This window comes from Parasphingorhabdus pacifica, from assembly GCF_054779195.1.
Map to the genome: position 1 here is coordinate 142,321 of NZ_BAAGYS010000003.1, position 26,279 is coordinate 168,599.

The following is a 26,279-nucleotide window of genomic DNA, read 5'->3' on the forward strand; positions in this document are numbered from 1 at the left end:
GCGAACGGGGCACCGCCCACGCCGCCGAAAACCTGCAACCGCAGCGTCTTGACATCGCGACCGCCGGGACCAACACTGCAATTAATAACCGACTGTTCGGTCAGTATGCAAGGTGGTGAAACGCTGTGGAGCCGGCCGCACCCACGGTGTCGAGCTCGACGCGGGCGATGCTCGACGACGATGACGCCTCAAGAGCACTCGGCATCGAATTGCACGAGGCGGTTGATGGCCGCGCAACCGCGCGCATGCGCGTCACCTCGAAGATGGTCAACGGCCACGGCATCGCCCACGGCGGATACGTCTTCCTGCTGGCCGACACCACGTTCGCCTGCGCCTGCAACAGCCACGGCCCGGTCACCGTGGCCGCGAGCGCGGACATCACCTTCGTCGCTCCCGCCCACGAAGGTGACGTGCTGTACGCCGACGCGGTGGAACGCACCCGATTCGGCCGCAGCGGGATCTACGACATCACCATCCGCAGGGGCGACACCCCCGGCGAAGTGATCGCCGAATTCCGCGGCCACAGCAGGAGCGTCAAGCAAGGGAAGGAAGCACGAGCATGACTGAGACGAGAGCGGCTTCGCCGGCAGCAGCGAAACGGCTCGGCCGACCTCCCATCGCGACCGACCTGGACGCCGCCGAACGGTTGAGCCGTGACGAACTCGCTGCCCTGCAGCTCGAACGTCTGCAGTGGACCCTCGATCACGCGTACCGGAATGTGCCCTTCTACCGACGCAAGTTCGACGAGGCCGGCGTGCGTCCCGAAGACTGCCGGACGCTCGACGACCTCGCGAAGTTCCCCACCACCAGTAAGAACGATCTGCGCGAGAACTACCCGTTCGACATGTTCGCGGTGCCACGCTCGGAGATCCGGCGGGTGCACGCGTCCAGTGGGACGACCGGCCAACCCACCGTGGTCGGGTACACACAGGACGACCTGGACATCTGGTCCGACGTCGTCGCCCGGTCGATCCGGGCAGCCGGTGGGCGCCCTGGCCACATGATCCACGTCTCCTACGGGTACGGCCTGTTCACCGGCGGGCTCGGCGCCCACTACGGAGCCGAACGGCTCGGTTGCGCGGTCGTGCCCGCTTCCGGCGGGATGACCGCCCGCCAGGTGCAGATCATCCAGGACTTCCAGCCCGAGATCATCATGGTCACACCCTCGTACATGCTCACCCTCATCGACGAGTTCCGGCGCCAGGGCATCGATCCGCGCAGCACCTCGCTCGAGGTCGGCATCTTCGGCGCCGAGCCGTGGACCGAGGAGATGCGCCGCGAGATCGAAGAAGCACTCGACCTCGACGCCGTCGACATCTACGGCCTATCCGAGGTCATGGGACCCGGTGTCGCTTCCGAATGCGTCGAAACGAAGGACGGCCTGCACATCTGGGAGGACCACTTCTACCCGGAGATCATCGACCCGGTACTCGGTGACACCATGCCCGAGGGCGAAACCGGCGAGCTGCTGTTCACCTCGCTGACCAAGCAGGCGCTGCCGATCATCCGCTACCGCACCCGCGACCTGACCCGCCTCCTGCCCGGCACCGCACGACCGAACTTCCGCCGGATGGAGAAGGTCACCGGACGCAGCGACGACATGATCATCCTGCGGGGCGTTAACGTCTTCCCCACCCAGATCGAGGAGATCCTGCTTCGGGCCGAAGGACTGTCCCCGCACTTCCAGATCACCCTCACCCGCGAGGGGCGAATGGACCACATGGCCATCCAAGTCGAAGCCCGCGAGGACACCACACCGGAACAACGCTCCACCGCGCCGAATCTTCTCACCAAAGCTGTCAAGGACGATGTCGGCGTCACAGCCGACGTATCCATCGTGGACCCGGACACGCTCGAACGCTCGGTCGGCAAGCTGCGAAGGGTGCGCGACCACCGGGAGAAGTGATCCGCCCGAGCTGGGAAGCTGGTGCACATGACGGCGAAAACGGTCAAGACCAACAACCGAGGAAGACCGGGTCATGACCTGGAATCGCTGCTTCGCACCGCGGCGGTGGTCTTCCACGAGCGCGGCTACGACAGCACGAGCATGGAAGATCTCGCCAAACGCCTCGGCATCACCAAGTCGGCGATATACCACCACGTCTCCAGCAAGGAGGAGCTGCTCCGGCTGACCGTGAACCGGGCGCTCGACGCGCTGTTCGCGGTCGCCGACGAGCCGGGATCGCGCGAAGGTCCCGCGATTCTCCGATTGCAGCACGCCCTCCGGCGAAGTGTGCAGATCCTCGTAGACGAACAACCCTTCGTCACGGTGCTGCTGAGACTGCGTGGGAACAGCAAGGTCGAACGGCAGGCCCTCGCCCGCCGAAGGGAGATCGACGGCTTCCTCGGCGAGCTCGTCGCCGCCGCCGAGCAGGAAGGCAGCATTCGCCCCGATCTCACTCCCGCACTGACCAGTCGGCTGCTGTTCGGCTTGGTCAACTCCATCATCGAGTGGTATCGGCCGCACCGGGGACTGGACTCGGAGGAGCTCGCCGACGCCGTGGTCAAGCTCGCCTTCGAAGGTCTGGAACACCAGCCGACGAACGCGGATGTTCGAACCCCGCGCTGATCTCTCGTCCCCGGCGGAGTCTCCTACGACCCGGCGCGGCGGCGGTGCTCAGCGGTGGCCAGTGATCATCTCGGGTCGACGTAGGGCAACTCGACGTTTCGGGAGGAACCTCGAGCAAGCTCAGGTTCCTCCCGATCCGCGTGCGGGGACCGACCAGCGCGCCACCGAGTGAACACGGTCTCGGGCACGTGGCCGGATTCGGACGCGTGGCGCTTCCGAGTTCATCGAAGCATCCGCCATGAGTCCGCTATGGACACCGGAGTCGAGGAGTGGGCGAGGAGCTCGCACGAGGCACCGGCCTCACCGCGCCTGCCCGGATTTCACCCGGTCAGCGGCGATCCTGACCAACGCGGAATAGCGCAGCGGTCGGTGGCGTTCGCGCGGATATGCCTCTTTCCGGAGAGTACGAACCAAGCACGTCCGAGTGGGTACGCGATCAGGTCGAACTCTACGAGAGTTCCGGCGGAACACAGGGCACCACCATGCACGGGCTTCCCGTCATCATCCTCACGACGCGAGGCGCGAAGAGCGGCAAGGTGCGCAAGACCGCGTTGATGCGCGTCGAGCACGAGGGGCGTTACGCGGTTGTCGCCTCGCTGGGCGGCGCGCCCAGCCACCCGCTCTGGTACCACAACATCGTGGCCGACCCGCACGTGGAACTGCAGGACGGGCCGGTCAAAGAAGACTACACCGCCCGGGAGGCCTCCGGCGCGGAGAAGGACAGGTGGTGGGAACACGCGGTGAGCGCCTTCCCGCCCTTCGCCGACTACCAGGAGAAGACCGATCGCGAGATTCCGCTGTTCGTGCTGAGTCCACTCGACGCAGCGGGCGCGGACGGCGAACTTTCCGGCTGAACCAGCTCCCCTCCGGGCCCCGAAGCACCGCATACTGCGGAAACCGCGCTTCGCGGCCCGGAGGGGGCGCCGCTTCGGGGACGAGATCGATCCCGAGGCTCACCGCCGTGAGCACACGGTCAGAACCAGTTCTTCGCGAGGAGTTCCATCGAACGCATTCGGTCCGCGGGATCGAACGCATAGGTGGTGGCGATCAACTCGTCCACCTGGGTCGACTCGACGAACTCCTCCAACGTCTTCCGGGCCGTATCGGCCGAACCCACTGCCCGGACGCTCAGCATCGACTCCGCGAAGTTGCGCTCGCTCGTCGTCCCCATCTCCTCCGGGGCGACCGGCGGCTGCAACGCCCGCCGCTTACCGGTACGCACGCCGACGATCATGCGCTGGGCGGTGGTCCACTGGCGCATCGCCTCCTCGTCGGAAGGCGCGACGAGCACGTTGATCCCGGCCATCACATACGGCTTGTCGATCTGCGCCGTCGGTGCCGAGGGGTCGAACGACCGCCGGTAGACATCGAGCGCCTCGTGAAGCTGAGTGGGGGCGAAGTGGGACGCGAACGAGAACGGCAACCCCAGCTGGCCGGCTATGGACGCGCCGTCCACGGTCGATCCGAGCACCCAGATCGGCACCTCGGTTCCGGCCGAAACCCCGCCGGAAATCGGCGTGCTCTTGGCCTTTCCGTCCGCACCGAACCAGCCGGTGAGGTCGTAGATGCTGCTGGCGAACGACTGCGGGTCGGCACTCGTCCGGCTCAGGACCTGCGCGGTCATCTGGTCGGTGCCCGGCGCACGGCCCAGCCCGAGGTCGATCCGGCCGGGGAAGAACTGGGCCAGGGTGCCGTATTCTTCGGCGACCCGCAGCGGTGCGTGGTTCGGAAGCATCACCCCGCCGGAGCCGATGCGGATCCGTTCGGTGAGCGAGGCGGCACGTCCGATCAGTGTGGATGTCGCGCTGGCACCGAGGTACTCGGTGTTGTGGTGCTCGGCATACCAGATCCGGTTGTACCCGAGTTCGTCCGCCGACTGCGCGGCCTGCATGGACGCGGCGAGAGCGTCGTTGACGTTCCCGCCTTCGGACACGGGTACCAGGTCCAGGATGCTGACCGGGACGTGCGAAGACATACGAGCAGGATCCTTCCACTTTCGTTTGGAAGACTAAACACCCTCGCCCGAGCTTCTATTCCTGCTCGTTGACGATCGCAGCGTCTTCGGAGCATCGCAGCGTCTTCGGAGCATCGCAGCGTCTTCGGAGCATCGCAGCGTCAACGACTCGGGCTCGTCGACCGAAACCCGCCCGGAGCGCACCGCGACCGACTCACTCCGTGGTCACATGAGCGCCCTTCGCAGCGGCGTTGTCGATCTCGCGCTGCTGAGCGATCCGCAAGCAGACTGCGTCGAAAATGAGGTGCGTGCACTGATCGAACAGGCTGGACAGCGGCTGGATGCTCGCCGCCTCCCCCGCCCGGCGGTGCTTGGTCGCGGCCGGGATCGAGACGACCGTGTCCGCGAGGGCACCCAGCTTGGATTCGGGGTCGGTCGTGACGGCGAGCACTCGACTTCCGACTCGACCCGCCTCTTCTACCGCGCGCACGGTTCCCGGCGTACTTCCCGAGCCGGACACGGCAACGAGAACATCATCGGAGGACATCGTCGGCGCGGTCGTTTCACCCACCACGTGGACCCGCGACCCGAGGTGCACCAGCCGCATCGCGAATGCGCTGGCCATGAAACCCGAGCGACCGGCACCGGCGACGAAAACACGCTCCGCCGCGTCGATGTCGCGGGCCGCGGACTCGACCGGTTCGGGATCCGTGTTGGCCAGCACACCGCCGATCTCGTTCTGAATGGTCTCGAGCAGGTCGGTGCTCACTGATGTTCTCCTCGTACCTCGTTGGACGTTTTCCTCGCCGTCTCAGCGGGATCCGACGCCTGGGTGATGGCTGATCCGATGATGACGCGCAGGTGCGGGTGGGAGGTTCGCAGGCGTGCGCTGTCCGCCGCGGCAAGGCCACCCGCGACGGCCACGGAACGCCCACGGACCCAGGACCCGAGCGTCGACTCGATGTCCTGGCCCGCAGCCTGTGCGTCCTTGCCGACGTGCGCGGCGAATACCACTCCACCCGGCAGTCTTTCGAGCAGGTCGTCCCGGCGCTGTGACGAGACCTCCAGCAGGTCGAGCACGGTCTCACCGCCGGCGTCGTTGGTGAGCTGGACACAGCGATCGATCGTCGCGTCCGCGGCCGCGGCGAGCACGGTTGCCGCCCGGGCCCCGTGGTCAAATGCCATCCCGAACTCCGTTGCCGCATCGTCCGCCGTCTTGAGGTCCGCCAGTACCGGCGTGTCACCGGCGGACGCGACGACCTCGGAGACGCTGCGCATGCCGAATCGCTTGATCAACGAGGTTCCGACCTCGATCCAGTCGGCGTGCGGAGCGACCTTCGTGGTGATGTCGATCGCCGCATCCAGCTCGATCCGGTCCAACGCGACCTGTAGTTGCACCGTTCTGCCTCCTCTCGAGATGTCCGTTCAGGCGATCTGCAGTTCGCGAAGCCGGGCCAGCGTCGGCAAGCCGTCCTTGTCCCCTTCGCTGGTGGTGGCCATCGCGCCGACCACGCAGGCGCGGCGCAGGGCGCTCGACTCATCCAGCCCGTCGAGTCGAGCGCTGATCCATCCGGCGGCGAAGCCGTCGCCCGCTCCCACCGTGTCCACGACGTTCACCGGGAAGGCAGGTTCGGCCGTGGTTCCGTGTCTGCTGTGCAGCACCGCTCCTTCGGTTCCCAACTTGATCACGACCTCGCTCGCACCGTTGTCGAGGTAGAACTCGGCGATCTCCGCGGCAGTGGCTCGCCCGGTGGTCAGCTCGCCTTCCGCGAGCCCGGGCAGCACGCAGTCCGCGAGGGCCGCCAGCTGGTTGATGGTGGCCACCATTTCGCGGGTGTCCGGCCACAGCGCGGGGCGGAGGTTCGGGTCGAATGAGACCGACACCCCCGCCTCCTTGGCCGTCCGCATCGCGTTGAACGCGAACTCGCGGGTCGCCGGCGTGAGCGCAGCGAAGACGCCGGTGACGTGCAGGTGCTTCGTGGACCTGACCGCCTCTTCGGCCGACGCCGACCACGTCGACCGCGACGCCGCCGACCCCTTGCGGAAGTAGACGACCGCGGGATCTCCCTCCTGCACTCGACTTTTGAGCTGAAAGCCGGTCGGTGCGGACCGATCGGTGACCAGCCGACTGATGTCGATGCCCTCGCCGGCCAGCTCGCGTCTGATGCGCGTTCCGAACGGGTCATCGCCCACGGCACTGAGGTACCCGACCTCGTGACCGAGTCTTGCCAACCCCACCGCGACGTTCATCTCGGCACCGGCCAACCGGACACCGAAGTTCTCCGCCTCGTCGAGGGACCCCTGTTCGGCGGCGACGAACATGGCCATGACCTCGCCGAACGTAATGACGTCAACCATCCGAACTCCTCACAACAGGGCAGCTCAATACTCCGATACCTTCGATCTCGGCTGCCACCACGTCACCCGGTCGCACCGTCGCGGAGGTGTTCGGTGCACCGGTGAGCACTACATCGCCGGGTCGAAGCTCGACCAATGTGGACACGTAGGAAATCGCTTCGAACGGCCCTCTCGCGAGTCCGGCCGTGGTTCCGGTCGCGACCTCTTCGCCGTTGTGCCACAACCGGATCCGCGCGTCGTCGGCATTCAGATCGGTCTCGATCCACGGACCGATCGGGGTGAACCCACTACGACTCTTCGCTTCAGTCCATAGCGGATCGTACTGTTGCGCGTCCCGCCCTGTCACGTCCAGGCCGACGGTGTATCCGAGCAGCGCCGACGGCACGTCTCCGGGGCCGGCATTGCGTAGTGGCTCGGAGAGCACGGCGCACAACTCGGCTTCGGCGTCCACCCGACCGATGCCGTCCGGTAGCGGGATCGACTCTCCCGGCCCGGCGACGCTGGCCACTGCCTTGAGGAAAGCAGCGGGCGGCAGCTCACGGTCCGAAGGTCCGGTGTTGTGGGCCATCCCGAACACGGTGCCCGGTAGAACGGGCGCCAGCAGTTCCTCGGGCATCACCGATCCGGCGCCCTCGCCGGCCACCAGGTCGGCCACCCGCGGGACATCGGCCACGTGGTGAATCTGCCCGTCGAGCACGCAGCCGGTGACCGGCTGCGTGCCGTTCAGGTAGCGGAGAACCTTCACGCCGGACTCTCCTGCAGGGTGTTCCCGGAACGTGTCGTGCCGCCGGTAACCAATGGACTGATCAAGGCGGCGGCGACCATCGAAGCTGCCATCATGACGAACGAGGCAGCCGTGCCACCGGTCGACGAGTTGAGCCAGCCGACCAGGTAGGTGCCGAAGAAGCCGCCCACGGACCCGGCGCTGTTGACGCAGGCGACGCCCGCACCGGCGAAGTTCTTCGGGAGCACCTCGGAAACGTGGGCGAAGTAGGGCCCGTAGGGCGCGTACATCGCGCCACCCGCCACGACCAGCAGGAGGAACGCGAGCCAGAACTGGTCCGGGCCCAACAGGTAGGACAAGTAGAAGCCGATCCCGCCGAGCAGCAGCCAGGGCCAGACGAAGCTCATTCGGCTTCCGGAACGGTCGGACATCCGCGAGTTGAGCACCATGAGCAGCGCGGCCACCCCGAACGGAATCGCCGAGAGCAATCCGCTCATGCCGATGCCCTGGCCGGTTCCCGCGGAGACGATACTCGGCAACCAGAACACCAGGCCGTACACGCCGATGCTCCACAGCAGGTACTGCACCGACAACAGCACGACCGGGCGGGAGCGGAATGCCGCGGCGAACGTCTTGGCCGGAGTGGCCTGCTTGCGCTCTTCGGCCAGCTCCGTGGTCACAGCGTCCTTCTCGGACTCGTTCAGCCACCTCGCCTCGGAGGGATGGTCGGAGACGAGCGCCCGGAAGATGAACGCCCACACCACGGCGGGCAATCCCTCCAGGATGAACATCTCCCGCCAGCTGGTCAGCTCGACAATGTAGCCGGAGACCGCGTTGAGCCACATGACCGTGATCGGATTGCCCAGGATGAGGATGGCGTTGGCACTGCCTCGCTCCCGTTTGGTGAACCACCGTGCCAGGAACACGACCATCGCCGGGAGCACCGCTGCCTCCGAGGCCCCCAACAGGAATCGCACGATGATCAATGGCCACGCGCTGTGCAGCAGTCCTTGCACAGCGGCCAGCAATCCCCATGCGAGCGTGCACCAGAAGATCAGCCCGCGAACGCTGCGACGTTCGGCGTAGAGGGTTCCGGGGATCTGGAAGAGGCAGTATCCGAGGAAGAACGAGGCGCCGATCAACGAGGCCATCCCGCCGCTGAGGGCGAGATCCTCCTTCATTCCCCCCGCGACACCGATGGAGAAGTTCGACCTGTCCAGATAGGCCAGCGAGTAGGTCACGAACGCGACTGGGAGCAGGCGGAGCCAGCGTTGCCTTCCCAGTTCGGCGGGTGATGTCAAGGCGGACTCCTTTGTCGCCCAGCATTGCCGGGGCATGCGGTAGCACCGCGGTTGTCCACGCCCGGATCCGGTTTACCGCACACAACCAAATTGGATGTTTACCGCGATGTGGTAAGCTTTGCTTTATCGTGGAAAACGATATGCAGTGGTGCAGGTCGTGTCAATCTGCCCCGGTAACATCCGCGCAGCCGCCTGCAGGCGGCGCGGCAGCAGAAGGAGGACCCCGTGCCGGAGCAGTCCGAGACGTCGAGCACCCCGCGCGACGACATGGTGCGCAAAGCGCTGCGCCTGCTCGTCCTGCTGGGAGAAGCGCCGCACGGCACCACGCTGTCCGACCTCGCACGGCAGGCCGGATACCCGGTCAGCACCACCCACCGGTTGCTGAAATCGATCGCGCAGGAAGATTTCGCGGTTCTGGACGAGGAACGCCGGTGGAACCTGGGACTCCGGTTGTTCGAACTCGGTCAGCGGGTGTTGCACGCACGCGGATTCACCGAGATCGCCACACCGGCTCTCGAAAGGGTCACCCGGCAGACCGGGGAGCCCACGCTGATGTCCGTGCTCGACGGACACGACCAGCTCTACGTGCACTTCGTCGAAGGCACGCAACAGATTCAGATCACCGGTGAGCCGGGCCAACGCGGGCCTCTGCACTGCACCTCGATGGGGAAGTGCCTGATCGCCTTCGCCGCGGAACCCGAACGCGACAAACTCGTCGCCGAACTCGACCTTCCCAAAATGGGGCCCAAGACGATCACCGAGCGGGACCCGTTCAGGACGGAGATCGAACGAGTCCGCGAACAGGGATACGCGCTCGCAGACGAGGAGCACGAGTCCGACATCATCGCCATCGGCGTACCCGTGCTCAATCCTTCCGGGGTGGCTGTTGCCGCCCTGTCCACAGCAGCTCCGGCGTTCCGCAGCTCGCTGGAACAGCTGCGGACCTATCTCGAACCGTTGCGCCGGGCCGCCAAGGAACTCGCGATCGGCCTCCCCCGGCGCTGACCCTGCGTCCGGTGGCCGCGGCACCCGTGCGGATCTCCGGCGAAACACCGAAGCCGGCTGATCCCTGGACGAGTCGCACGTCCACGGTCAGCCGGTCTCGAAGGTCACATTGAGATTCGGTTGGGGTCAGCTTGATTCGAGGGAGGCCTCCGGGGACTTCGAAGGTGCCCGCGCGGGAGTGTTCCGCATGAGCACGCGGCGCAGCCCGACGACCCCGACCATGCCGAGCAACGACACGGCGACGAGGAAGAGCAGTCCGGTCAGCGGAGACCCCGTGAGGTCCACGATGGCCGCGATCCCGAGAGGACCGAATCCCCCGCCGAGGTTGCCGATTCCGTTGATCACGCCGATACCGGCGGCCGCGGCCGCCCCGGTGAGGAACCTGGGCACCATTCCCCACATCACCGGTTGAGCGGCAAAGCCACCGATCGAGGCGACGCAGATCCCGACCATCTGCAACCACGGCGATGCCGTGAACGCGGCGATCAACAGCCCCGAGGCGGAGAACCCGAGCATCAACGCCAACCAACCGAACGGCGTGCCCCTGGTTTTGGCCATGCGCGGCACGACGAGGAGCGCGATCATCACGCACACGTACGGAATCGTCGAGATCACGCCGACGCTCGTCCCGGAAAGACCTCCGAAACCTTCGACCACCGTGGGCAGCCAGAACGCCAATCCGTAGGTCGCGAGTGGGAAGCACAGGAAGAACAGCGCCAGCGATACGACCCTGCGGTCCTTGAGCACCTTCCAGGGGTTGTGCGGTTGTTCGCCGGCTTCGGCGGCCTCGGCATCGAGCCGCTGGGTCAGCCAGGTGCGTTCGGCAGCGGTGAGCCAGCCCGCGGTGGCGGGCTCCCTCGGCAGTGCCCACAGCACGACCGGGGCGAGGAGCACGGCGGGCACACCGGTTGCGATGAAGATCCACTGCCAGCCCTGCACGCCCCACACCCCGTGCAGATCACCGAGCGCACCCATCACCGGATTTCCGATGATGAACGAGACCGGCCCCGCCAACATGAACATACCGATGGCCGAACCGCGCTCGGAGGCGGGGAACCAACGAGTCAAATAGTAGATGACCCCGGGGAAGAATCCCGCCTCGGCGGCACCGAGCAGGAACCGCGCCAGGTAGAACTGCCACGTCGTGGTCACCAACGCGGTCGCGATCGTGACGATCCCCCACGTGAGCATGATCCGAGCGATCCATCGATGGGCACCGAACCGGTGCAGCGCCAGATTGCTGGGCACCTCCAGGACCGCATACGCCACGAAGAAGAAAACCTGCCCGAGGGCGAACACCGTCGCTGAGAGTCCGAGCTCATCCTGCAACGTCAGCTTCGCGAAGCCCACGTTCGACCGGTCGATATAGGCGATCACGTAGAGCAGCCCCAGCAACGGGAGAAGTCTCCAGGTGATCTTGCGCATGGTGCCGCGAGCAGCATCCGCGGTCAGAGGGGGCATCCGTCCGACTCCATCGTCGTGTCCGAAATTTCGAACTGCGTTCGTTATTGCGTTCGGCGCAGAGTAAGCTGGGCCACTTGGGCTGTCAATGACACAGCCCTCAGCTTGTCCGCTATAACGAACTGCTTTCGATATTTCGAACCAGGTTGAACCACCCCCATGTCCTCGCTCGCCGGAGCTGCCGGGACCGTCCGAGCTGGCGGGACCGCCAAGACTGCCCCGAATCCGCGGAATATCCAGAACAGCGCCGAGCGGTCTCCGGCGGAATGGCGTGTCCGGAACGACACCGGTTTCGGCGTGCGCGGCACCGCTTCACCCAGAGAGCGCCGCCCCTTCACGAGGAGGCCGTCCATCCACAACAGACGATCACGCAGCGGGATCACGACAGCGGGCGACACGAAACGAACAAGATGGAGGAGGACGGAGCCCGAAGTCTCCCCTTACCACCGGGTCGTGCCCCGGGTTGCGCACCCGGGGTACGACCGTTCACCACTCCGCGAAACTGCCGTCTTCGTGGCGCCAGATGGGTGAGCGCCAACGGTGCCCCACCTCGGCCGCCTTCTCGACGGCTCGTTCGTCGATCTCGACGCCCAACCCCGGCGCCGTCATCCGCTCCACCGATCCGTCGGCGAACTCGAACACCGACGGATCGGCGAGGTAGTCCAGTAAGTCCGACCCGGTGTTGTAGTGGATTCCCAGGCTGGTCTCCTGGATGAGCGCGTTCGGGCTCGCGAAGTCGACCTGCAGGCAAGCCGCGAGCGCGACCGGCCCGAGCGGGCAGTGCGGTGCGAGGCTCGCACCGTACGCCTCCGCGAACGCGGCGATCCGCCGGCATTCGGAGATGCCGCCCGCGTGGGACAGGTCCGGTTGGACCACCGCCACACCGGCCGGTAGCACGTAGCGGAAGTCCCACCGGGAGAACAACCGCTCGCCCGTGGCGATAGGGATCGTGGTCGAGTCACAGATCCGACGCAGGTCGTTCGACAGCTCTGGAACCAGGGGCTCTTCCACGAACATCGGCTGCAGCGGCTCCAGTTCGCGGCAGAGCACGCGTGCGACGGCTGGTGAGATCCGGCCATGGAAATCGACCGCGACATCCCGGTCGGGACCCATCACCTCGCGGACGGCGGCGACCCGGTCGACGGCGGCCCCGATCTGCGCCGTGGTCTCCAACGGCCGCATCCGCCCGGTTGCGTTCATCTTCACCGCGGTCAGACCGGCATCAACCTGTCGAGCCGCTTCCTCGGACACCTCGGTGGGTTCGTCGCCGCCGATCCAGCAGTAGATGCGCATCCGATCCCGAACCGCCCCGCCGAGCAGCTCGTGCACCGGGACGCCGAGCGATTTCCCGCGGATGTCCCAGAGCGCCTGGTCGATACCGGCCACCGCACTCGACAGGATCGGGCCACCCCGGTAGAAGCCACCCTTGGTCAGCACCTGCCAGTGGTCCTCGATCCGACGCGGGTCGGCGCCGATCAGATAGTCGGACAGCTCGTCGACCGCGGCCGCGACCGTGTGGGCGCGACCCTCCACGACCGGTTCACCCCAGCCCACGATTCCATCGTCGGTTTCCAGCCGTAGGAACAGCCAACGGGGTTCGATCAGGTACGTCTTGAGGCTGGTGATCTTCACTGGTCGACTTCTCCTGTCCGGTTCTGTCTTTGGGTTGGTCGGGGCCGAGTCAGCTCCGATATCCGAGGTCGGCGGCGATGGCGGTCGCCGCGGTGACGAGCCGAGGCACCAGCCCACGGAGCTCTTCGTGATCGGGGTCGGCCTGAATGGTGGTCACCGAGACCGCCGCCTTGACTCCCGACACGTCGGGCACGGGGACGCCGACGCAGTGCACCAGGGGTTCGAACTCCCCGGAGTCGGTCGCGTAACCGCGTTCCCCGGTTGCCCGCAGCTCGGTCAGCAATTCCTCGCGCGTGGTGATGGTGGCCTCGGTGTGGCGTTCGAAACCGCACTCGTCGATCAGCCTGTCCCGTGCGGCGGGGGCGAGGTCGGCGAGGATCGCCTTGCTCACCGCCGAGGTGTGCAGCGGAACCGGACGGCCGATCCGCGACCACGTGCGCACCGTCGCGGAACTCTCGATCTTGTCGACGTACACGATCGCTCCGTCGATCAGCTGAGCCAGGTGCACGGTCGCGCGGGTCGCCTCCGCCAGCGGGAGCAGGTGTTCGCGCGCCGTGGCGTGCAAGTCCAGATTGTCGATGACCTGCTGGCCCAGTTCGGCCAGCCGCAAACCCAATCGATACCTCCCGTCTCCGCCGCGCGTGATCAGGCCTGCTTCGGCCAGCGGCTGGACCATGCGCAGCACGGTGGACGAGTGCACACCCACCGATTCGGCGAGCGCCGACAGCGACTGAGGACCTTCGGCCAGCTCGTTGAGCACGACCACGGCCTTGGCAACGGTTCTCGACATCTCACTCCTTGACCTCTGACCAGGCAGCCTACAGACTAGTGCAACATTTACACAGACTTTGCAAATATTGCAATTCAACGAAGGTCAGGGAATTTGAGCTCGAATAAGATCCCCCTGGGCGAAGCGCTTCGGCGAACTCGGGTGATCGCGATCCTCCGAGGACGCTCCGCCGAAAATCTCGACGCTGTCGTGGACACGCTCGTCGAGTCCGGTGTGCGCTGCCTCGAAATCACGATGAACACCCCGGGCGCGCTGGACGCCGTTCGCGCCGCCGGGGAACGGCACGGTTCCACCGTCGAGTTGGGCGTGGGCACCGTACGCACCCCGGAGCAGGTGGACCGCGCAGCCGACGCCGGAGCCCGTTTCGTCGTCACGCCGGGGACCGACGAGGACGTCGCAGCCCGCGTGAACAAATACGACCTGGCCTACTTCCCCGGCGCTTTCACCGCGACCGAGGTCTCGTCGGCCGCGAAGCTGGGTGCCAGCGCCGTCAAGATCTTCCCGGCGAGCCTCGGCGGGCCCGGTTACGTGCGAGAGCTCCGCGCGCCCCTCGACGACATCGCGATGCTCCCGACGGGGGGCATCTCATTGGAAACCGCGCGGGCCTACCTCGACGCCGGTGCCTGCGGTGTCGGTGTCGGCGGACCGCTGCTGGGTGATGCCCTCGACGGTGGAGACCGCACCGAGCTGAGCCGTCGAGCGCACGCTCTGCTGTCCGAGACGAGGTCCGACGCTTGAGCGGGCACCTGGTCACGCTCGGCGAGGCGATGGCCGTACTCACCTCGCCGATCACCGGACCGTTGCGGCACGCCCCGAATCTGGCCCTCGGTGTCGCCGGAGCCGAAGCCACCGTCGCCATCGGGGTCAACCGCCTCGGTGGGCGAGCCACGTGGATCGGTCGCGTCGGTGACGACGAGTTCGGCCGGCTGATCCGGATGACGCTGGCAGGCCAGGAACTGCCGCCCGAACACGTGCTGGTGGACGAGCACTCCCCGACCGCCATCATGGTCAAGGAGCGGCGGACCGGCACCCGGACCCGCGTGTCCTACTACCGCCGGAACTCGGCAGGTTCGCGGCTGTGCCCGGCCGATATCGACGAGACGCAGGTCCGCGAAGCCGGGGCGCTACACCTGACCGGCATCACGCCCGCGCTCAGCGAATCCGCACGTGCGGCCACCCACGCCGCCGTCGACGCCGCACGTGCCGCGAGCGTGCCGATTTCGCTCGACCTCAACTACCGGAACGCGTTGTGGAGCTCGGTCGAGGCGGCCGAAGCCCTGCGTCCGCTGACCGCCGCGAGCACGGTGCTGTTCGCCACCGAGGACGAGGCGCGGTTGCTCGTCGACGGTGCCGGCCCCGAAGAACTGGCGCGTGCTCTGGCCGACCTCGGACCACGCGAGGTCGTCGTCAAGCGCGGCGAGAAGGGAGCGGTCGCACTCGCCGACGACGAGCTGTTGTCGGCGCCACCCCGCCCCACCACCGTTGTCGATCCGGTCGGAGCCGGCGACGCCTTCGCAGCCGCATACCTCGCCGCCCGGCTCGACGGTCAACCGTTCGGGCAGCGACTGGACGATGCCGCCGCGGCGGGCGCGTTCACCGTCGCGGTCACCGGCGACTGGGAAGGGCTTCCGGATCGCTCGGAACTGGCGAACACGAGCGGGTCCGACGTGAACCGCTGACCGTCCCCAAGACCCGGCGTCATCACCGGCGCCGAACATCGCCCCACCCGGGGTGCACGACCAGATCGTATTCGCTCAGTGTTGAGGAATAACCACAATGGAAACGATAACTCCGGCCTACGGAGTAGGTCCGCTGCTGACGATCGCACTCGCGTCCGTCGCGTTGCTGCTGGTGCTGATCATCAAGTTCCGGCTGCACGCGTTCATCTCGCTCGTGCTCGTCAGCGTCCTGACCGCACTGGCCACCCGCATTCCGCTGGACGAACTCGTCGACACGCTCGTCGGCGGCTTCGGCGATACTCTCGCCGAAGTCGGCCTGCTCGTCGGGCTGGGCGCGATGATCGGCAGACTGCTGGAAGTCACCGGCGGTGCCGACGTCCTGGCCAACACGTTGGTCAACCGGTTCGGCCCTCGCCGAGCTCCGCTGGCCCTCGGCGTCGCCTCGTTGATCTTCGGTTTTCCGATCTTCCTGGATGCCGCCTTCGTCGTGTTCGTTCCGATCATCTTCAGCGTCGCCACCCGCTTCGGCGGTTCGGTGCTGCTCTACGCGCTGCCCTCGGTGGGCGCGTTCGCGGTGATGCACGCGTTCGTTCCGCCGCACCCGGGCCCGGTCGCCGCGGCGGAACTGTTCGGCGCCGACATGGGGCTCGTCCTGCTCGTCGGCCTGGTGCTCGCGATTCCCACCTGGTATCTGTCCGCCTACGTCGGCGGGAAGTTGATCGGACGACGGGTGGACGTGCCGGTCCCGTCCATCGCGGCTTCGCCCAGCAGTGAGGACGATTCGCTGCCGTACCCGGCTTTCGGCACGGTGATCGCGCTCCTGCTGCTGCCGATGCTGCTGATCTTCCTCAACACCGGACTGGATACCCTGGACACCGTCGGAGTCGTCGATGCCAACGCGGTCTGGGTTCAGGCGTTGCAGGTACTCGGAGCGACTCCGGTGGCTCTGCTCGTCACCGCCGTCCTCAGCATCGCCGTCCTCGGACGTGGGCGTTCCCGGGCCAGCGTGGAGGGCATCGTCAACGGTGCCCTGGGGCCGGTCTGCGCGATCATCCTGATCACCGGTGCCGGCGGGATGTTCGGCGAAGTCCTGCACGTCAGCGGAATCGGGAACGCCCTCGCCGACACGCTGAGCTCGTTCGGCTTCCCGCTCATCCTGGCCGCGTTCATCATCTCCACCGCCCTGCGGGTCGCCCAGGGCTCGGCGACCGTCGCGCTCACCACCACAGCCGGACTCCTCGCACCGACCGTCGCCGCCACCGAGGGCATCTCCCCGCTCTACCGGGCACTGCTGGTGCTGACGATCGCCTGTGGTGCCACCGTCCTCTCGCACGTCAACGACTCCGGTTTCTGGCTCGTCGGCCGCTACCTGGGCATGGACGTCAAGACGACGCTGAAGACCTGGACGGTGCTGGAGACGCTGATCGGTGTCATCGGTTTCGCCCTGGTCCTCGTGCTGAGCCTGTTCGCCTGACCGACTCCGCACGATCTGATCCGCCCCGGTTGCGCTTCCACATCCGCACCGGGGCGGATCGCGTCTCAGCCCCGGCGGAAGCGCGACGGCCGCCCGTCCGGGTCGAGCACCACACGGTCCAAGAGCGGCGCCCACAACTTGGTCCCCGAGGGCACTTCCGGGGTCGGGTGCGTACGCAGGTGACCTACCGGCCGTGGCCCCTGTTGCCCGTGTGCGTGCCACTCGTCGAGCCGTCTGGCGGACTCGCGCAGCGTCGCGGCTCCGGATTCCGGGCCGATCAGGTCACTGTCCGGACCGGCACCCGAATCGCCGTCCCGGCCGAGGTGCTCGCTCCACAACCGCAACCTGAGATCGCGGGCGAACCCGCCCCGCTTCCGACCGTCGTGCACCGCCGCGGTCAGCTCGGAGTCGTGGGTCCACGAGCGTCGATTGAGGTTCGCCGAACCCACCGCCGCCCACTCGTCGTCGACGACGCAGACCTTCGCGTGGACGTAGATCGGGCGCCCCGCGGTGTTCTCCAACTCGTACACCTCGACCCGACCGCCACCCGCGCGGTACAACAGGCGTAACGCCCGCCGGTGCGCGCGGTCGCTGGTTGCCACCTGCACCTTCCCGTCGCCGTCCGGGGCGTGCGGCACCACGGCGATCATCCGCAACCGGGGCTGTCGCCGAAGCGCTTCGGCGAACACCCTCGCGACCATCGGGGACCACAGGAACTGGTCCTCCACGTAGACCAGCTCGCGCGCCCGGCTCAGGACCTTCGCGTATCCCCGGGCCACACTGCGTTCGCCGCGCGGGGCGAACGGGTAGCGCGGGACCTTGCTCGGGTAGGTGCGCAGCAGCTGAACGCGGTGCTGCCCGCACTCCGGTGGTGGTGGCAATGCGGGTGGTAGGGGGCGCTCCTCGCGCTTTCGCAGCTTGTCGTAGAGCCAAAGCCACGGTAGGTGCTGTAGTGCGGTCGGGTCGTCCCACCGCTCGCGGAAGCAATGCTCGACATCCACGACCGCAGGTCCCCGGACCTCCAGGTGGGCGTCGTGCCAGGCTGGGCGCTCGCCAAAAGCAGCCGCCATCGGACGCTGCGGTTGGGGGTCGCCACCGTGCTCACCGTCGTCGCGGCGACTGTGGCTGAGGTCGATTCCGCCGACGAAAGCCACGTCGGTCCCGGGACGTTCAGGTCGGCGGATCACCACGAATTTCTGGTGGTGCGAACCCGCCGCCCGGACTCGCTGATCGAGTACCACCGCACCACCCAGGACCTGCAGCATCTTGACGAAATCACGGTTCTCCCGCGCATGCCGATTGATCCAGTCCAGGTGGGAGCGCCAGACCAGGCCGTGCACATCGGCCCCGGCACTGACGGCCCGGGCCAGCTCCACCGAGACCGCTGTGCCGGGGCCGTCCAGCCGCTCAGCCGGATCGCCGCGCCATGAAACGAAGTACACCTGATCGCCCGTACTGCAATCGCGCAGCTCGGCCCGCAACCGCGCGAAGTACTCCGCCCCGTCGATCAACGCGCGCACCGCGTTGCCCTCGCTCCAGGCTTGCCCGGCCGGGCACCGCTGATCGATGTCGCTTGCGGTGTTGCCCCGTTGCGCGGCCGTGAGCATCCAGTCGGCCGGACCACCGGTCGTCTCGCCCATGTCCGTCCTCGTACGTCCGGCTCTCCTCGTTCGGCCCCACTCGCATGGCGGAACCCACCTGCCATCGTGCCTTCCCGGCACTCGAGTAACACCAGCGGCTTTTCGTTCCCGGACGCGCGGCGACTCGATCGACGACCACGGTGGCGGTCGCTCACGTCGAGGGGACCACGCGAAGTCCAGCTGATCCGACCAGACCATTCTCGGACCGAAAAGAGCAGCTTCCCGCGCATCGGCCACACGCGAGACGAATCGCTGCTAACGATGGGAGGACCGGAGCATCCCGTGCAGAATTCAACACGGTTCATCGGACGAACCATACCTCACCACTTGACCGACTCGGTGTGGAATTCGCCGCCCAGGCAGGCACCTCGACCGAGAATGGTGATCACTCCACCGCCCCCGGCCTGGCACTCGTCCTCGGTGACGCTGCGGGCCGAACTCTCGGCGACGGCTGTCCCGGTCCCGGTGAGCACTCCCGCGAGCGCGAAACCGGTCAACACAACGGCGATGCGGGTATGACGCATGGACGATCACTCCTCGGAGCACGGGTCGGTTCGACGGACCGGGGCGAACCCGTGCGCGGGGGCCACCCGCAGGTGACCCCCGCACCGACCCCGGTTCCGTGATCGATGGTGCAGCGCCGCGTGCCTCCCGCCGTGGTCGCTTTCCACCGGTGTCGCGATGTTCACCGCAACGGATGGTCGTCCAGCCCGCCGGTGATCCGTCCGGGCGGTCGCAGGCCTCGGCCCGTTCAGCTGAGGTGGTGCACTTCCTGCAGGCCGTACACCGGGGTCGGGATGCCCTCGTAGCGGGCCTTGAGCTGAAGTCCGAGGTACAGCGAGTAGTGCCGCGACTGGTGCAGGTTGCCGCCGTGGAACCACAACCCGTCCTGCTGGGTCGGCTTCCACATGTTCCGCTCCTCGCCCTCCCAAGGGCCGGGGTCCTTCGCCGTGCCGGAGCCGAGGCCCCAGCACTTACCGACCCGGTCGGCGACCTCCTGCCCGATCAGGTCCGCCGCCCAGCCGTTCATCGATCCGAACCCGGTCGCGTACACGACGAGGTCGGCCGGGAGCTCCGTGCCGTCCTCCAGCACCACCGCGTGCTCGGTGAGTTCCGCTACCTCGCCGTGCGCGAGCTTGATGTCGCCGTTCGCGACGAGCTCGGCGGCTCCGACGTCGATGTAGTACCCGGAACCGCGCCGGAGGTACTTCAGGAACAGTCCGGAACCGTCCTCGCCCCAATCGTGCTTGAAGCCCGCCTTCTCCAGCCGCTCGTAGAATTCGGCGTCCCGCTCGGCGATGGCCTCATAGATCGGGATCTGGAACTCGTGCATGATCCGGTATGGCAGCGAGGCGAACGTCAGGTCGGCCTTCTGCGTCGTCATCCCGGCGGCGACCGCCCGCTCGGAGTAAAGATCACCCAGTCCGAGTTCCATCAGCGAATCCGACTTGACGATGTGCGTCGACGAACGCTGCACCATGGTGACGTCCGCTCCGACCTCCCACAGCGCGCCGCAGATGTCGTGCGCCGAGTTGTTCGAGCCGATCACGACGGCACGTTTGCCCGCGTACTGCTCGGGCCCCGGGTGCTTGCTGGAGTGGTGCTGGTCGCCTGCGAACCGTTCATGGCCCGGAAACGACGGTTCGTTGGGCTTTCCGGACATGCCGGTGGCGAGCACCAGCTGCTCCGGTCGCAGCGTTATCTGCTCACCGTCCCGGTCGACCTGGACGGTCCAGTGCCCGGTTGCGTCGTCGTACGAAGCGGAGGTGCACGTCGCTGACGTCCAGTACGGCACCTCCATCACCTGGGTGTACATCTCCAACCAGTCGCCGATCTTGTCCTTCGGCGCGAACACCGGCCAGTTCTCGGGGAACGGCAGGTACGGCAAGTGGTCGTACCAGACGGGGTCATGCAAGCACAGCGTCTTGTACCGGTTCCGCCACGAATCACCGGCGCGTGCATTTCGTTCGATCACCAACGCGGGCACCCCGAGCTGGCGCAGCCGCGCACCCAGTGCGATGCCACCTTGTCCACCACCGACCACGACCACGTACGGCTGACGGGTGTAGCCGAGCTCGGCGTCTTCTCTGGCTCGCTGATCGCCCCAAGTGACCCGGTCGGGGTCGGCTCCGTGGGCTGTCCCCCTCGGCCGGCTCGTCCCCCTGTTCTCCTCGAAGCCCTTCAGCTCGTGCATCGTGGTCAGCAACGTCCAAGCACCCTCGTCGGTCAGCCGCAGGTGCCCACGCCCGCGGCCGACCGATGTCTCGAACTCGATCCACGCCGAAACCACGCCGTCGGCTTCGTCGGGTGGTTCACTCGTGTGGAAGCCGGCGGGGTCCGTTTCATCCAACCGGGCGGCGAGCATGTCGGCCACGCCCTCGCGCCCTTCGACCGTCTTCAGATTCCAGGTGAACGCGATCAGATCGCGCCAGAAGCTGTCGACGGCGAACAACTCGGCGGCCGCCCGCACGTCGCGGGCTTTGAGCGCGGTCTCGAACTCGGCGAGCCAGGCATCGACCCGCTGCTGCGGCGTCACACCTTCACCAACCTGCAGTTCCGACATGTCGGGTTCGAGCGTCTCGGTCATCACCTCTCCTATCGCCTGTGTGACCGGGAGCACACACCGGCTCGCGGCGATCGGCAAGGGTTGCACCGGGTTGCACCGGGGGTTGCACGGTGCGGTGACCTATGGCGCAGCCTGCGGAGCCGGGGTTATGGTCACCGCGTACCCAGCGGCGGGGCGGTCATCGTGAACGACTTCAGCGCGATCGAGCAGGTCACCGACCTTCCTGCGTACGCGCGCGCGCTCACGAAGACCCACGATGCGGTTCTCGGTGGCTCCCGGCCCCGGATGCGCCCCCGCGACGTTGTCGCCCGGTCGTGGAAACGCGTGCTCGCCCTCGGACTCGATCCCGACGGCCGGAACTCACGTGACCCACTGCCCGTTGACGAGGTCGAACGGCTGCGCCGGGAGTCGCCGCTGCAAGCCGTCATCGGCGAGCTGACCGGGTTGATCTCCTCCGTCGCGGACGCCTCGCAGTTCCTGCTCGTGGTCACCGATGCCGAGGGCACCATCCTCTGGCGGGCCGGTGCGACGAAGACCAGGACACGAGCGGACGGTCTCGGTTTCGTCGACGGGGCGCAGTGGACCGAATCGGCCGTCGGCACGAACGCCATCGGCACCGCGCTCGCCGAAGCCGCCCCCGTGCAGCTCTTCTCCGCCGAACACTTCGAGCAACCGCAACACCCGTGGTACTGCACGGCCGCACCGATTCACGATCCCCGCACCGGCGAACTGCTCGGCGTCGTCGATGTCAGCGGTCCCGCCATGACACTGCACCCCACCATTGGGGCGCTGGTGGAGACCGCGGTGCGACTCGCCGAACTCCGGCTGTGGCGGCACCACCAGGACTCGCTGGAACAGTTGGGCGCCGCCGCGGCGCCCAGGCTCACCGGCATCGAGACGCCGTTCCTGCTCGTCGACGACCACGGTTGGGTCGCGCGCAGCGAGGGCATCTCCGCTCGCGAACGCATCGCCGTACCCGGCGGCGGCAGGGCGATCGCCGTACCGGAACTGGGCATGTGCGTGCCCGAACCGCTCGCGGGCGGGTGGCTGGTCCGACCCGCCGGTTCGGACACCGCACTGCGGATCACCCTCGACCTCACCGGAGAGCCGCTGGTCGAGGTCAGCGGTGGCCAGTCCCGCTGGCGCAGTTCCCTGACGGCACGACATGCCGAGATCCTGCTCCTGCTGCACCGGGCCGGGCCGGATGGGACGAGCGCCGCGCAGTTGAGCACCGCGCTCTTCGGCGACTCCGGGCACATCGTGACGGCGCGCGCCGAGGTCTCCCGGCTGCGAAGGGCACTCGGCACGGTCGTGGCGACCCGGCCCTACCGCCTGGCGGACGGAGTCGCGCTGCGGCTCGAACTCGGCGCCGTCGACGGCTTGGCGGGGTGCGCCTTCGTCCACGGATCGACGGCCCCCGGTGTACGTGCCCTCGCGCGCCGAACGGCGGATGCCGGCTCGACCTGAACCTGTCGTTCACCGCACCGGGACGTGACTGCTCGCAGTCACGTTCCGGCTTTGGCGCGTCGCGGTCACCGGGAGTTCGTCGACGAGGCGGTAGCTCCGGGGCCGCTTGTTGGGCGGCCGGCATCGGGTGCTGCCTGCAGTGCCGTTCGCACTCCCGCTCCGGAGCCACTGGGAATCGTCCGCGATCTCCCGTCGTCGCCCGGAAACGATTGACATCGGTACGCGGTCGACAGAACATGTCGCCGGACCCGATCACAGCACGCGATCCTCCGCAGGAACGACGACACAGCGCTCCGCAGGAACAACGACGCAGCCTCAGGAACGACGACACAGCCGAGCCCTGGAAGAACTCCCAGAGACAGCGAGGTCCTCGAATGGTTGCCCGGCTGTTGATCGCCAACCGCGGTGAGATCGCGATCCGAATCGCCCGCGCGGCCGCCGAGATCGGCGTGCACAGCATCGCGGTAAACGCGCGGGACGACACCGATGCGTTGCACCTGGCCAAAGCCGACAATTCCGCAGCACTCAAGGGTTCCGGCGTCCCCGCGTACCTCGACATGGACGACATTCTGGACGCGGCCGAACGCGCGGGCGCGGACGCGATCCACCCCGGCTACGGATTCCTCAGCGAGAACGCGGAGTTCGCCCGCAGGTGCACCGACCGGGGAATCACCTTCGTCGGGCCGAATCCGGACCTACTGGAGAGCTTCGGAGACAAGACCCGCGCTCGGGAACTCGCGCGTGCGGCGGGACTTCCGGTGCTCACCGGATCCGACGGCGCCGTCACCCTCACCGAGGCAGACGCGTTCCAGCGGTCGTTGCCCGCTCCCGGTGCCGTGATGCTCAAGGCCGTCGCGGGCGGCGGAGGACGGGGCATGCGGCGCGTACACCACGTCGACGAGCTCGCGGAGGCGTACTCGCGGTGCCGCTCGGAGGCGCTGTCCGCATTCGGCTCCGCCGAGGTCTACGTCGAGGAGCTGCTCCCGGGACCGCGCCATGTCGAGGTTCAGATCCTCGGTGACGGTTCAGGAACGGTAACCCAGCTCGGCGAGCGCGACTGCAGCGTCCAGCGCCGCCATCAGAAGCTGGTCGAAGTGACGCCCGGCCCGGGACTGTCCGCGGAGCTGCGGGCCGAGGTGCTCGCGGCCGCGGTCCGCCTGGGCGAGTCCGTGCACTACAGCGGGCTGGGCACCGTCGAATTCCTGATCAGCGGCGATCGGTTCGCCTTCATCGAGGTCAATCCCCGGCTGCAGGTCGAGCACACGGTCACCGAGGAGGTCACCGGCGTGGACCTCGTGCGCACCCAGCTGGCGCTGGCGGGTGGTTCCTCGCTCGACTCGCTCGGGCTCACGCCGGACGCCGCTCCCCGGCCGACCGGCTCGGCGCTCCAGACCCGCATCAACCTGGAGTCGATGCGGGCGGACGGCACCACGGCCGCCTCCTCCGGGACGGTGACGGCCTTCGACCTGCCCTCCGGACGTGGCGTGCGGGTCGATGCGAGCGGATATCCGGGCTACCGGGCGAATCCCCGCTACGACGCCCTGCTGGCAAAGCTCGTGATCCACGACCGCTCAGCCGACTTCCCCGCCTTGGCCGCGCGCGCCTACCGGGCGCTCTGCGAGAGCCACGTGGACGGCGTCGAGACGAACATCGACGTGTTGGCGGGCATCGTCGCCCACCCGGAGTTCATCGCGGGACGGGCCACCACCGACTTCCTCGACGAGCACCTCGCCGAGATTCTCGACGGCCGGGACGGACACCCCCGCCACTACATCCGGCCCCCTTCGGCTCCGGACGCCCCGGAGGCACGACCGACCGCGACCGTGCCCGAGGGCATGACCGGACTGCGCGCCGAAACACCGGGTTCGGTCGTCTCGGTCGGGATCTCCGCCGGGGACGAAGTGCACGCGGGTGACCCGTTGCTCGTACTCGAAGCGATGAAGATGGAGCACGAACTCGCGGCCCCGACCACCGGCGCTGTCCACCGGGTGGAGGTCGCGGCGGGTGACACGGTCGCCTCGGAGGACCTGCTGGTCGTCCTCGCCCCGGCCGACGTCGCCCCCGGCGCGGCGGAGGCGACGGCGGAGATCCCGCCCGAACACGTTCGGCCGGACCTGGCCGAGGTGCTGGAGCGGCACGCGATCGGACACGACGAACAGCGCGCCGAATCCGTCGCCCTGCGTCATCGCACCGGTTTGCGGACCGCGCGGGAGAACTTGGACGACCTGTGCGATCCGGGCAGCTTCGTCGAGTACGGGCCGCTGGCGATCGCATCGCAGCGCCGACGCCGCTCGCTCGAGGACCTCATCGAGCGCACACCGGCCGACGGCCTGGTCGGCGGGACGGCGACGGTCAACGCCGACCAGGTCGGGTCGGAACGCTCGGGTGCCGTGGTGATGTCCTACGACTACACCGTGCTTGCCGGCACGCAGGGACATGCGAACCACCGGAAGAAGGACCGGCTTTTCGAGGTCGCCGAGCGGCGGCAGCTGCCTGTGGTGCTGTTCGCCGAAGGGGGCGGTGGTCGCCCGGGCGACACCGACGGCAACTGGGTTTCGATGCTCGACGTGCCCGCGTTCCACCTGTTCGGTCGGCTCAGCGCGCTCGTGCCGCTGGTCGGTATCGCCGCCGGTCGCTGCTTCGCCGGTAACGCCGCGCTACTGGGCTGCTGCGATGTGGTCATCGCCGTCGAGGGCGCGAACATCGGGATGGGCGGGCCCGCCATGATCGAGGGCGGCGGTCTCGGGGTCGTCACGCCCGAGGAGGTCGGGCCCACCAGCGTGCAGGTGCCCAACGGTGTGGTCGACGTGTTGGTTCCGGACGAGGCCGAAGCCGTGCGGGTCGCGAAGCAGTACCTCGCGTACTTCCAGGGGCCGGTGGACAAGTGGGCGGCTCCCGATCAGCGCGCGCTGCGGCACGTGTTGCCCGAGAACCGGGTGCGCGTCTACGACGTGCGACGCGTGATCGACGGTCTCGCCGACGAGGACTCGGTACTCGAACTGCGCGCCGGGTTCGCTCCCGGCATGGTCACCGCGTTCGTCCGGGTCGAAGGTGAACCGATGGGGTTGATCGCGAACGATCCCGCTCACCTCGGTGGCGCCATCGACCGGGACGGTGCCGACAAGGCCGCTCGCTTCCTGCAGTTGTGCGACGCGTTCGGGCTGCCGGTCGTCTCGCTCTGCGACACCCCGGGATTCATGGTCGGCACCGACTCGGAGAGCCAGGCCACGGTGCGCCACTTCAGCCGCCTGTTCGTGATCGGGGCGAACCTGTCCGTGCCCATCGGACTGGTCGTGCTGCGCAAGAGCTACGGGCTCGGCGCACAAGCGATGGGCGGCGGCAGCGTGAAGGTGCCCGCGTTCACGGTCGCGTGGCCGACCGGCGAGTTCGGTGGCATGGGGCTCGAAGGGGCGGTACAGCTGGGCTACCGCAAGGAACTCGAAGCCATCACCGATCCCGAGGAACGGCGCGCGCTGTACGAACGGATGGTCGCCGAGTCCTATGAACGCGGCAAGGCGGTGAACACCGCCAGCGTGTTCGAGATCGACGACGTGATCGACCCGGCGGACACCCGCCGCTGGATCTCCTCGGCGCTCACCGCGACGCCTCGCGCCCAACGCGGGCACAAGACCCGCCCCTGCGTGGACACCTGGTGACGA

At 67.6% G+C, this 26,279-nt stretch carries 22 protein-coding genes; 10 read left to right on the forward strand and 12 right to left on the reverse strand.

Annotated elements, in window-relative coordinates:
- Positions 1–125: 125 nt before the first annotated feature.
- The 4 genes from paaI (at position 126) to ACYVAN_RS03455 (ending at position 3,423) form a co-directional block, all read left to right on the forward strand.
- Positions 126–563, forward strand: coding sequence for a hydroxyphenylacetyl-CoA thioesterase PaaI (gene paaI, locus ACYVAN_RS03440; protein ID WP_460955527.1), 438 nt, complete (start codon positions 126–128; stop codon positions 561–563).
- A complete protein-coding gene (paaK, locus tag ACYVAN_RS03445) occupies positions 560–1,906 on the forward strand; it encodes a phenylacetate--CoA ligase PaaK (RefSeq protein WP_460955529.1) in 1,347 nt (448 codons plus the stop codon). Before paaI ends, paaK begins: the two co-directional genes overlap by 4 nt.
- A 27-nt stretch (positions 1,907–1,933) precedes the next feature.
- Complete coding sequence (locus ACYVAN_RS03450; protein ID WP_460955531.1) at positions 1,934–2,569, forward strand: TetR/AcrR family transcriptional regulator; 636 nt, start codon at positions 1,934–1,936, stop codon at positions 2,567–2,569.
- A 386-nt stretch (positions 2,570–2,955) separates the two neighbouring features.
- Positions 2,956–3,423, forward strand: coding sequence for a nitroreductase family deazaflavin-dependent oxidoreductase (locus ACYVAN_RS03455; RefSeq protein WP_460955533.1), 468 nt, complete (start codon positions 2,956–2,958; stop codon positions 3,421–3,423).
- A gap of 119 nt (positions 3,424–3,542) precedes the next feature.
- Here the strand turns inward: ACYVAN_RS03455 and ACYVAN_RS03460 are convergent, their stop codons facing one another.
- From ACYVAN_RS03460 to ACYVAN_RS03485, 6 genes are all read right to left on the reverse strand, one after another.
- Positions 3,543–4,544 (reverse strand): LLM class flavin-dependent oxidoreductase, encoded by a 1,002-nt coding sequence (locus tag ACYVAN_RS03460; RefSeq protein WP_460955535.1) that lies wholly within the window; start codon positions 4,542–4,544, stop codon positions 3,543–3,545.
- Between the two features lie 193 nt (positions 4,545–4,737).
- Positions 4,738–5,292 (reverse strand): 6-phospho-3-hexuloisomerase, encoded by a 555-nt coding sequence (gene hxlB, locus ACYVAN_RS03465; protein WP_460955537.1) that lies wholly within the window; start codon positions 5,290–5,292, stop codon positions 4,738–4,740.
- The gene (locus tag ACYVAN_RS03470) at positions 5,289–5,921 is read right to left on the reverse strand and encodes an orotidine 5'-phosphate decarboxylase / HUMPS family protein (RefSeq protein WP_460955539.1); all 633 of its coding nucleotides are present in this window, start codon (positions 5,919–5,921) and stop codon (positions 5,289–5,291) included. The genes hxlB and ACYVAN_RS03470 overlap by 4 nt, the downstream gene beginning before the upstream one ends.
- Positions 5,922–5,948: 27 nt before the next feature.
- The gene (locus ACYVAN_RS03475) at positions 5,949–6,881 is read right to left on the reverse strand and encodes a sugar kinase (RefSeq protein ID WP_460955541.1); all 933 of its coding nucleotides are present in this window, start codon (positions 6,879–6,881) and stop codon (positions 5,949–5,951) included.
- Positions 6,874–7,626, reverse strand: coding sequence for a fumarylacetoacetate hydrolase family protein (locus tag ACYVAN_RS03480; RefSeq protein ID WP_460955543.1), 753 nt, complete (start codon positions 7,624–7,626; stop codon positions 6,874–6,876). Before ACYVAN_RS03480 ends, ACYVAN_RS03475 begins: the two co-directional genes overlap by 8 nt.
- A complete protein-coding gene (locus ACYVAN_RS03485) occupies positions 7,623–8,906 on the reverse strand; it encodes an MFS transporter (protein WP_460955545.1) in 1,284 nt (427 codons plus the stop codon). The genes ACYVAN_RS03480 and ACYVAN_RS03485 overlap by 4 nt, the downstream gene beginning before the upstream one ends.
- A gap of 225 nt (positions 8,907–9,131) precedes the next feature.
- Here ACYVAN_RS03485 and ACYVAN_RS03490 point away from each other — a divergent pair, with 225 nt between their 5' ends.
- Positions 9,132–9,911: an IclR family transcriptional regulator gene (locus ACYVAN_RS03490; RefSeq protein WP_460955547.1), complete on the forward strand. Its 780-nt coding sequence runs from the start codon at positions 9,132–9,134 to the stop codon at positions 9,909–9,911.
- A 126-nt stretch (positions 9,912–10,037) separates the two neighbouring features.
- On the opposite strand, the gene ACYVAN_RS03495 is transcribed toward ACYVAN_RS03490, so the two are convergent.
- The 3 genes from ACYVAN_RS03495 to ACYVAN_RS03505 all read right to left on the reverse strand — a co-directional run bounded on the left by ACYVAN_RS03495 (position 10,038) and on the right by ACYVAN_RS03505 (position 13,794).
- Positions 10,038–11,372, reverse strand: coding sequence for an MFS transporter (locus tag ACYVAN_RS03495; RefSeq protein ID WP_460955549.1), 1,335 nt, complete (start codon positions 11,370–11,372; stop codon positions 10,038–10,040).
- 486 nt (positions 11,373–11,858) lie between these two features.
- On the reverse strand, positions 11,859–13,121 hold the full coding sequence (gene dgoD / locus ACYVAN_RS03500) for a galactonate dehydratase (protein ID WP_460955551.1): 1,263 nt from the start codon (positions 13,119–13,121) through the stop codon (positions 11,859–11,861).
- Complete coding sequence (locus ACYVAN_RS03505) at positions 13,054–13,794, reverse strand: IclR family transcriptional regulator (protein WP_460955553.1); 741 nt, start codon at positions 13,792–13,794, stop codon at positions 13,054–13,056. Before ACYVAN_RS03505 ends, dgoD begins: the two co-directional genes overlap by 68 nt.
- Before the next feature lie 93 nt (positions 13,795–13,887).
- Between ACYVAN_RS03505 and ACYVAN_RS03510 the strand changes: the two genes are divergently transcribed.
- From ACYVAN_RS03510 to ACYVAN_RS03520, 3 genes are all read left to right on the forward strand, one after another.
- Complete coding sequence (locus ACYVAN_RS03510; RefSeq protein WP_460955555.1) at positions 13,888–14,532, forward strand: bifunctional 4-hydroxy-2-oxoglutarate aldolase/2-dehydro-3-deoxy-phosphogluconate aldolase; 645 nt, start codon at positions 13,888–13,890, stop codon at positions 14,530–14,532.
- Entirely contained in the window at positions 14,529–15,473 is a 945-nt protein-coding gene (locus ACYVAN_RS03515; protein WP_460955557.1) for a sugar kinase, read from the forward strand. The genes ACYVAN_RS03510 and ACYVAN_RS03515 overlap by 4 nt, the downstream gene beginning before the upstream one ends.
- A gap of 97 nt (positions 15,474–15,570) precedes the next feature.
- Positions 15,571–16,947 carry a GntP family permease gene (locus ACYVAN_RS03520; protein WP_460955559.1) on the forward strand — a complete coding sequence of 459 codons (1,377 nt, stop codon included), beginning with the start codon at positions 15,571–15,573 and terminating at the stop codon, positions 16,945–16,947.
- 65 nt (positions 16,948–17,012) lie between these two features.
- On the opposite strand, the gene ACYVAN_RS03525 is transcribed toward ACYVAN_RS03520, so the two are convergent.
- The 3 genes from ACYVAN_RS03525 to ACYVAN_RS03535 all read right to left on the reverse strand — a co-directional run bounded on the left by ACYVAN_RS03525 (position 17,013) and on the right by ACYVAN_RS03535 (position 21,174).
- Positions 17,013–18,587 (reverse strand): phospholipase D-like domain-containing protein, encoded by a 1,575-nt coding sequence (locus ACYVAN_RS03525; RefSeq protein ID WP_460955561.1) that lies wholly within the window; start codon positions 18,585–18,587, stop codon positions 17,013–17,015.
- 320 nt (positions 18,588–18,907) lie between these two features.
- Positions 18,908–19,111 carry a hypothetical protein gene (locus ACYVAN_RS03530; RefSeq protein WP_460955563.1) on the reverse strand — a complete coding sequence of 68 codons (204 nt, stop codon included), beginning with the start codon at positions 19,109–19,111 and terminating at the stop codon, positions 18,908–18,910.
- 227 nt (positions 19,112–19,338) lie between these two features.
- Positions 19,339–21,174: an NAD(P)-binding domain-containing protein gene (locus tag ACYVAN_RS03535; protein WP_460955565.1), complete on the reverse strand. Its 1,836-nt coding sequence runs from the start codon at positions 21,172–21,174 to the stop codon at positions 19,339–19,341.
- A gap of 162 nt (positions 21,175–21,336) precedes the next feature.
- On the opposite strand from ACYVAN_RS03535, the gene ACYVAN_RS03540 reads away from it, so the two are divergent.
- Both ACYVAN_RS03540 and ACYVAN_RS03545 read left to right on the forward strand, forming a co-directional pair.
- A complete protein-coding gene (locus ACYVAN_RS03540; protein WP_460955567.1) occupies positions 21,337–22,620 on the forward strand; it encodes a GAF domain-containing protein in 1,284 nt (427 codons plus the stop codon).
- 374 nt (positions 22,621–22,994) lie between these two features.
- Positions 22,995–26,276 (forward strand): acetyl-CoA carboxylase family protein, encoded by a 3,282-nt coding sequence (locus ACYVAN_RS03545; RefSeq protein ID WP_460955569.1) that lies wholly within the window; start codon positions 22,995–22,997, stop codon positions 26,274–26,276.
- Positions 26,277–26,279: the final 3 nt, after the last annotated feature.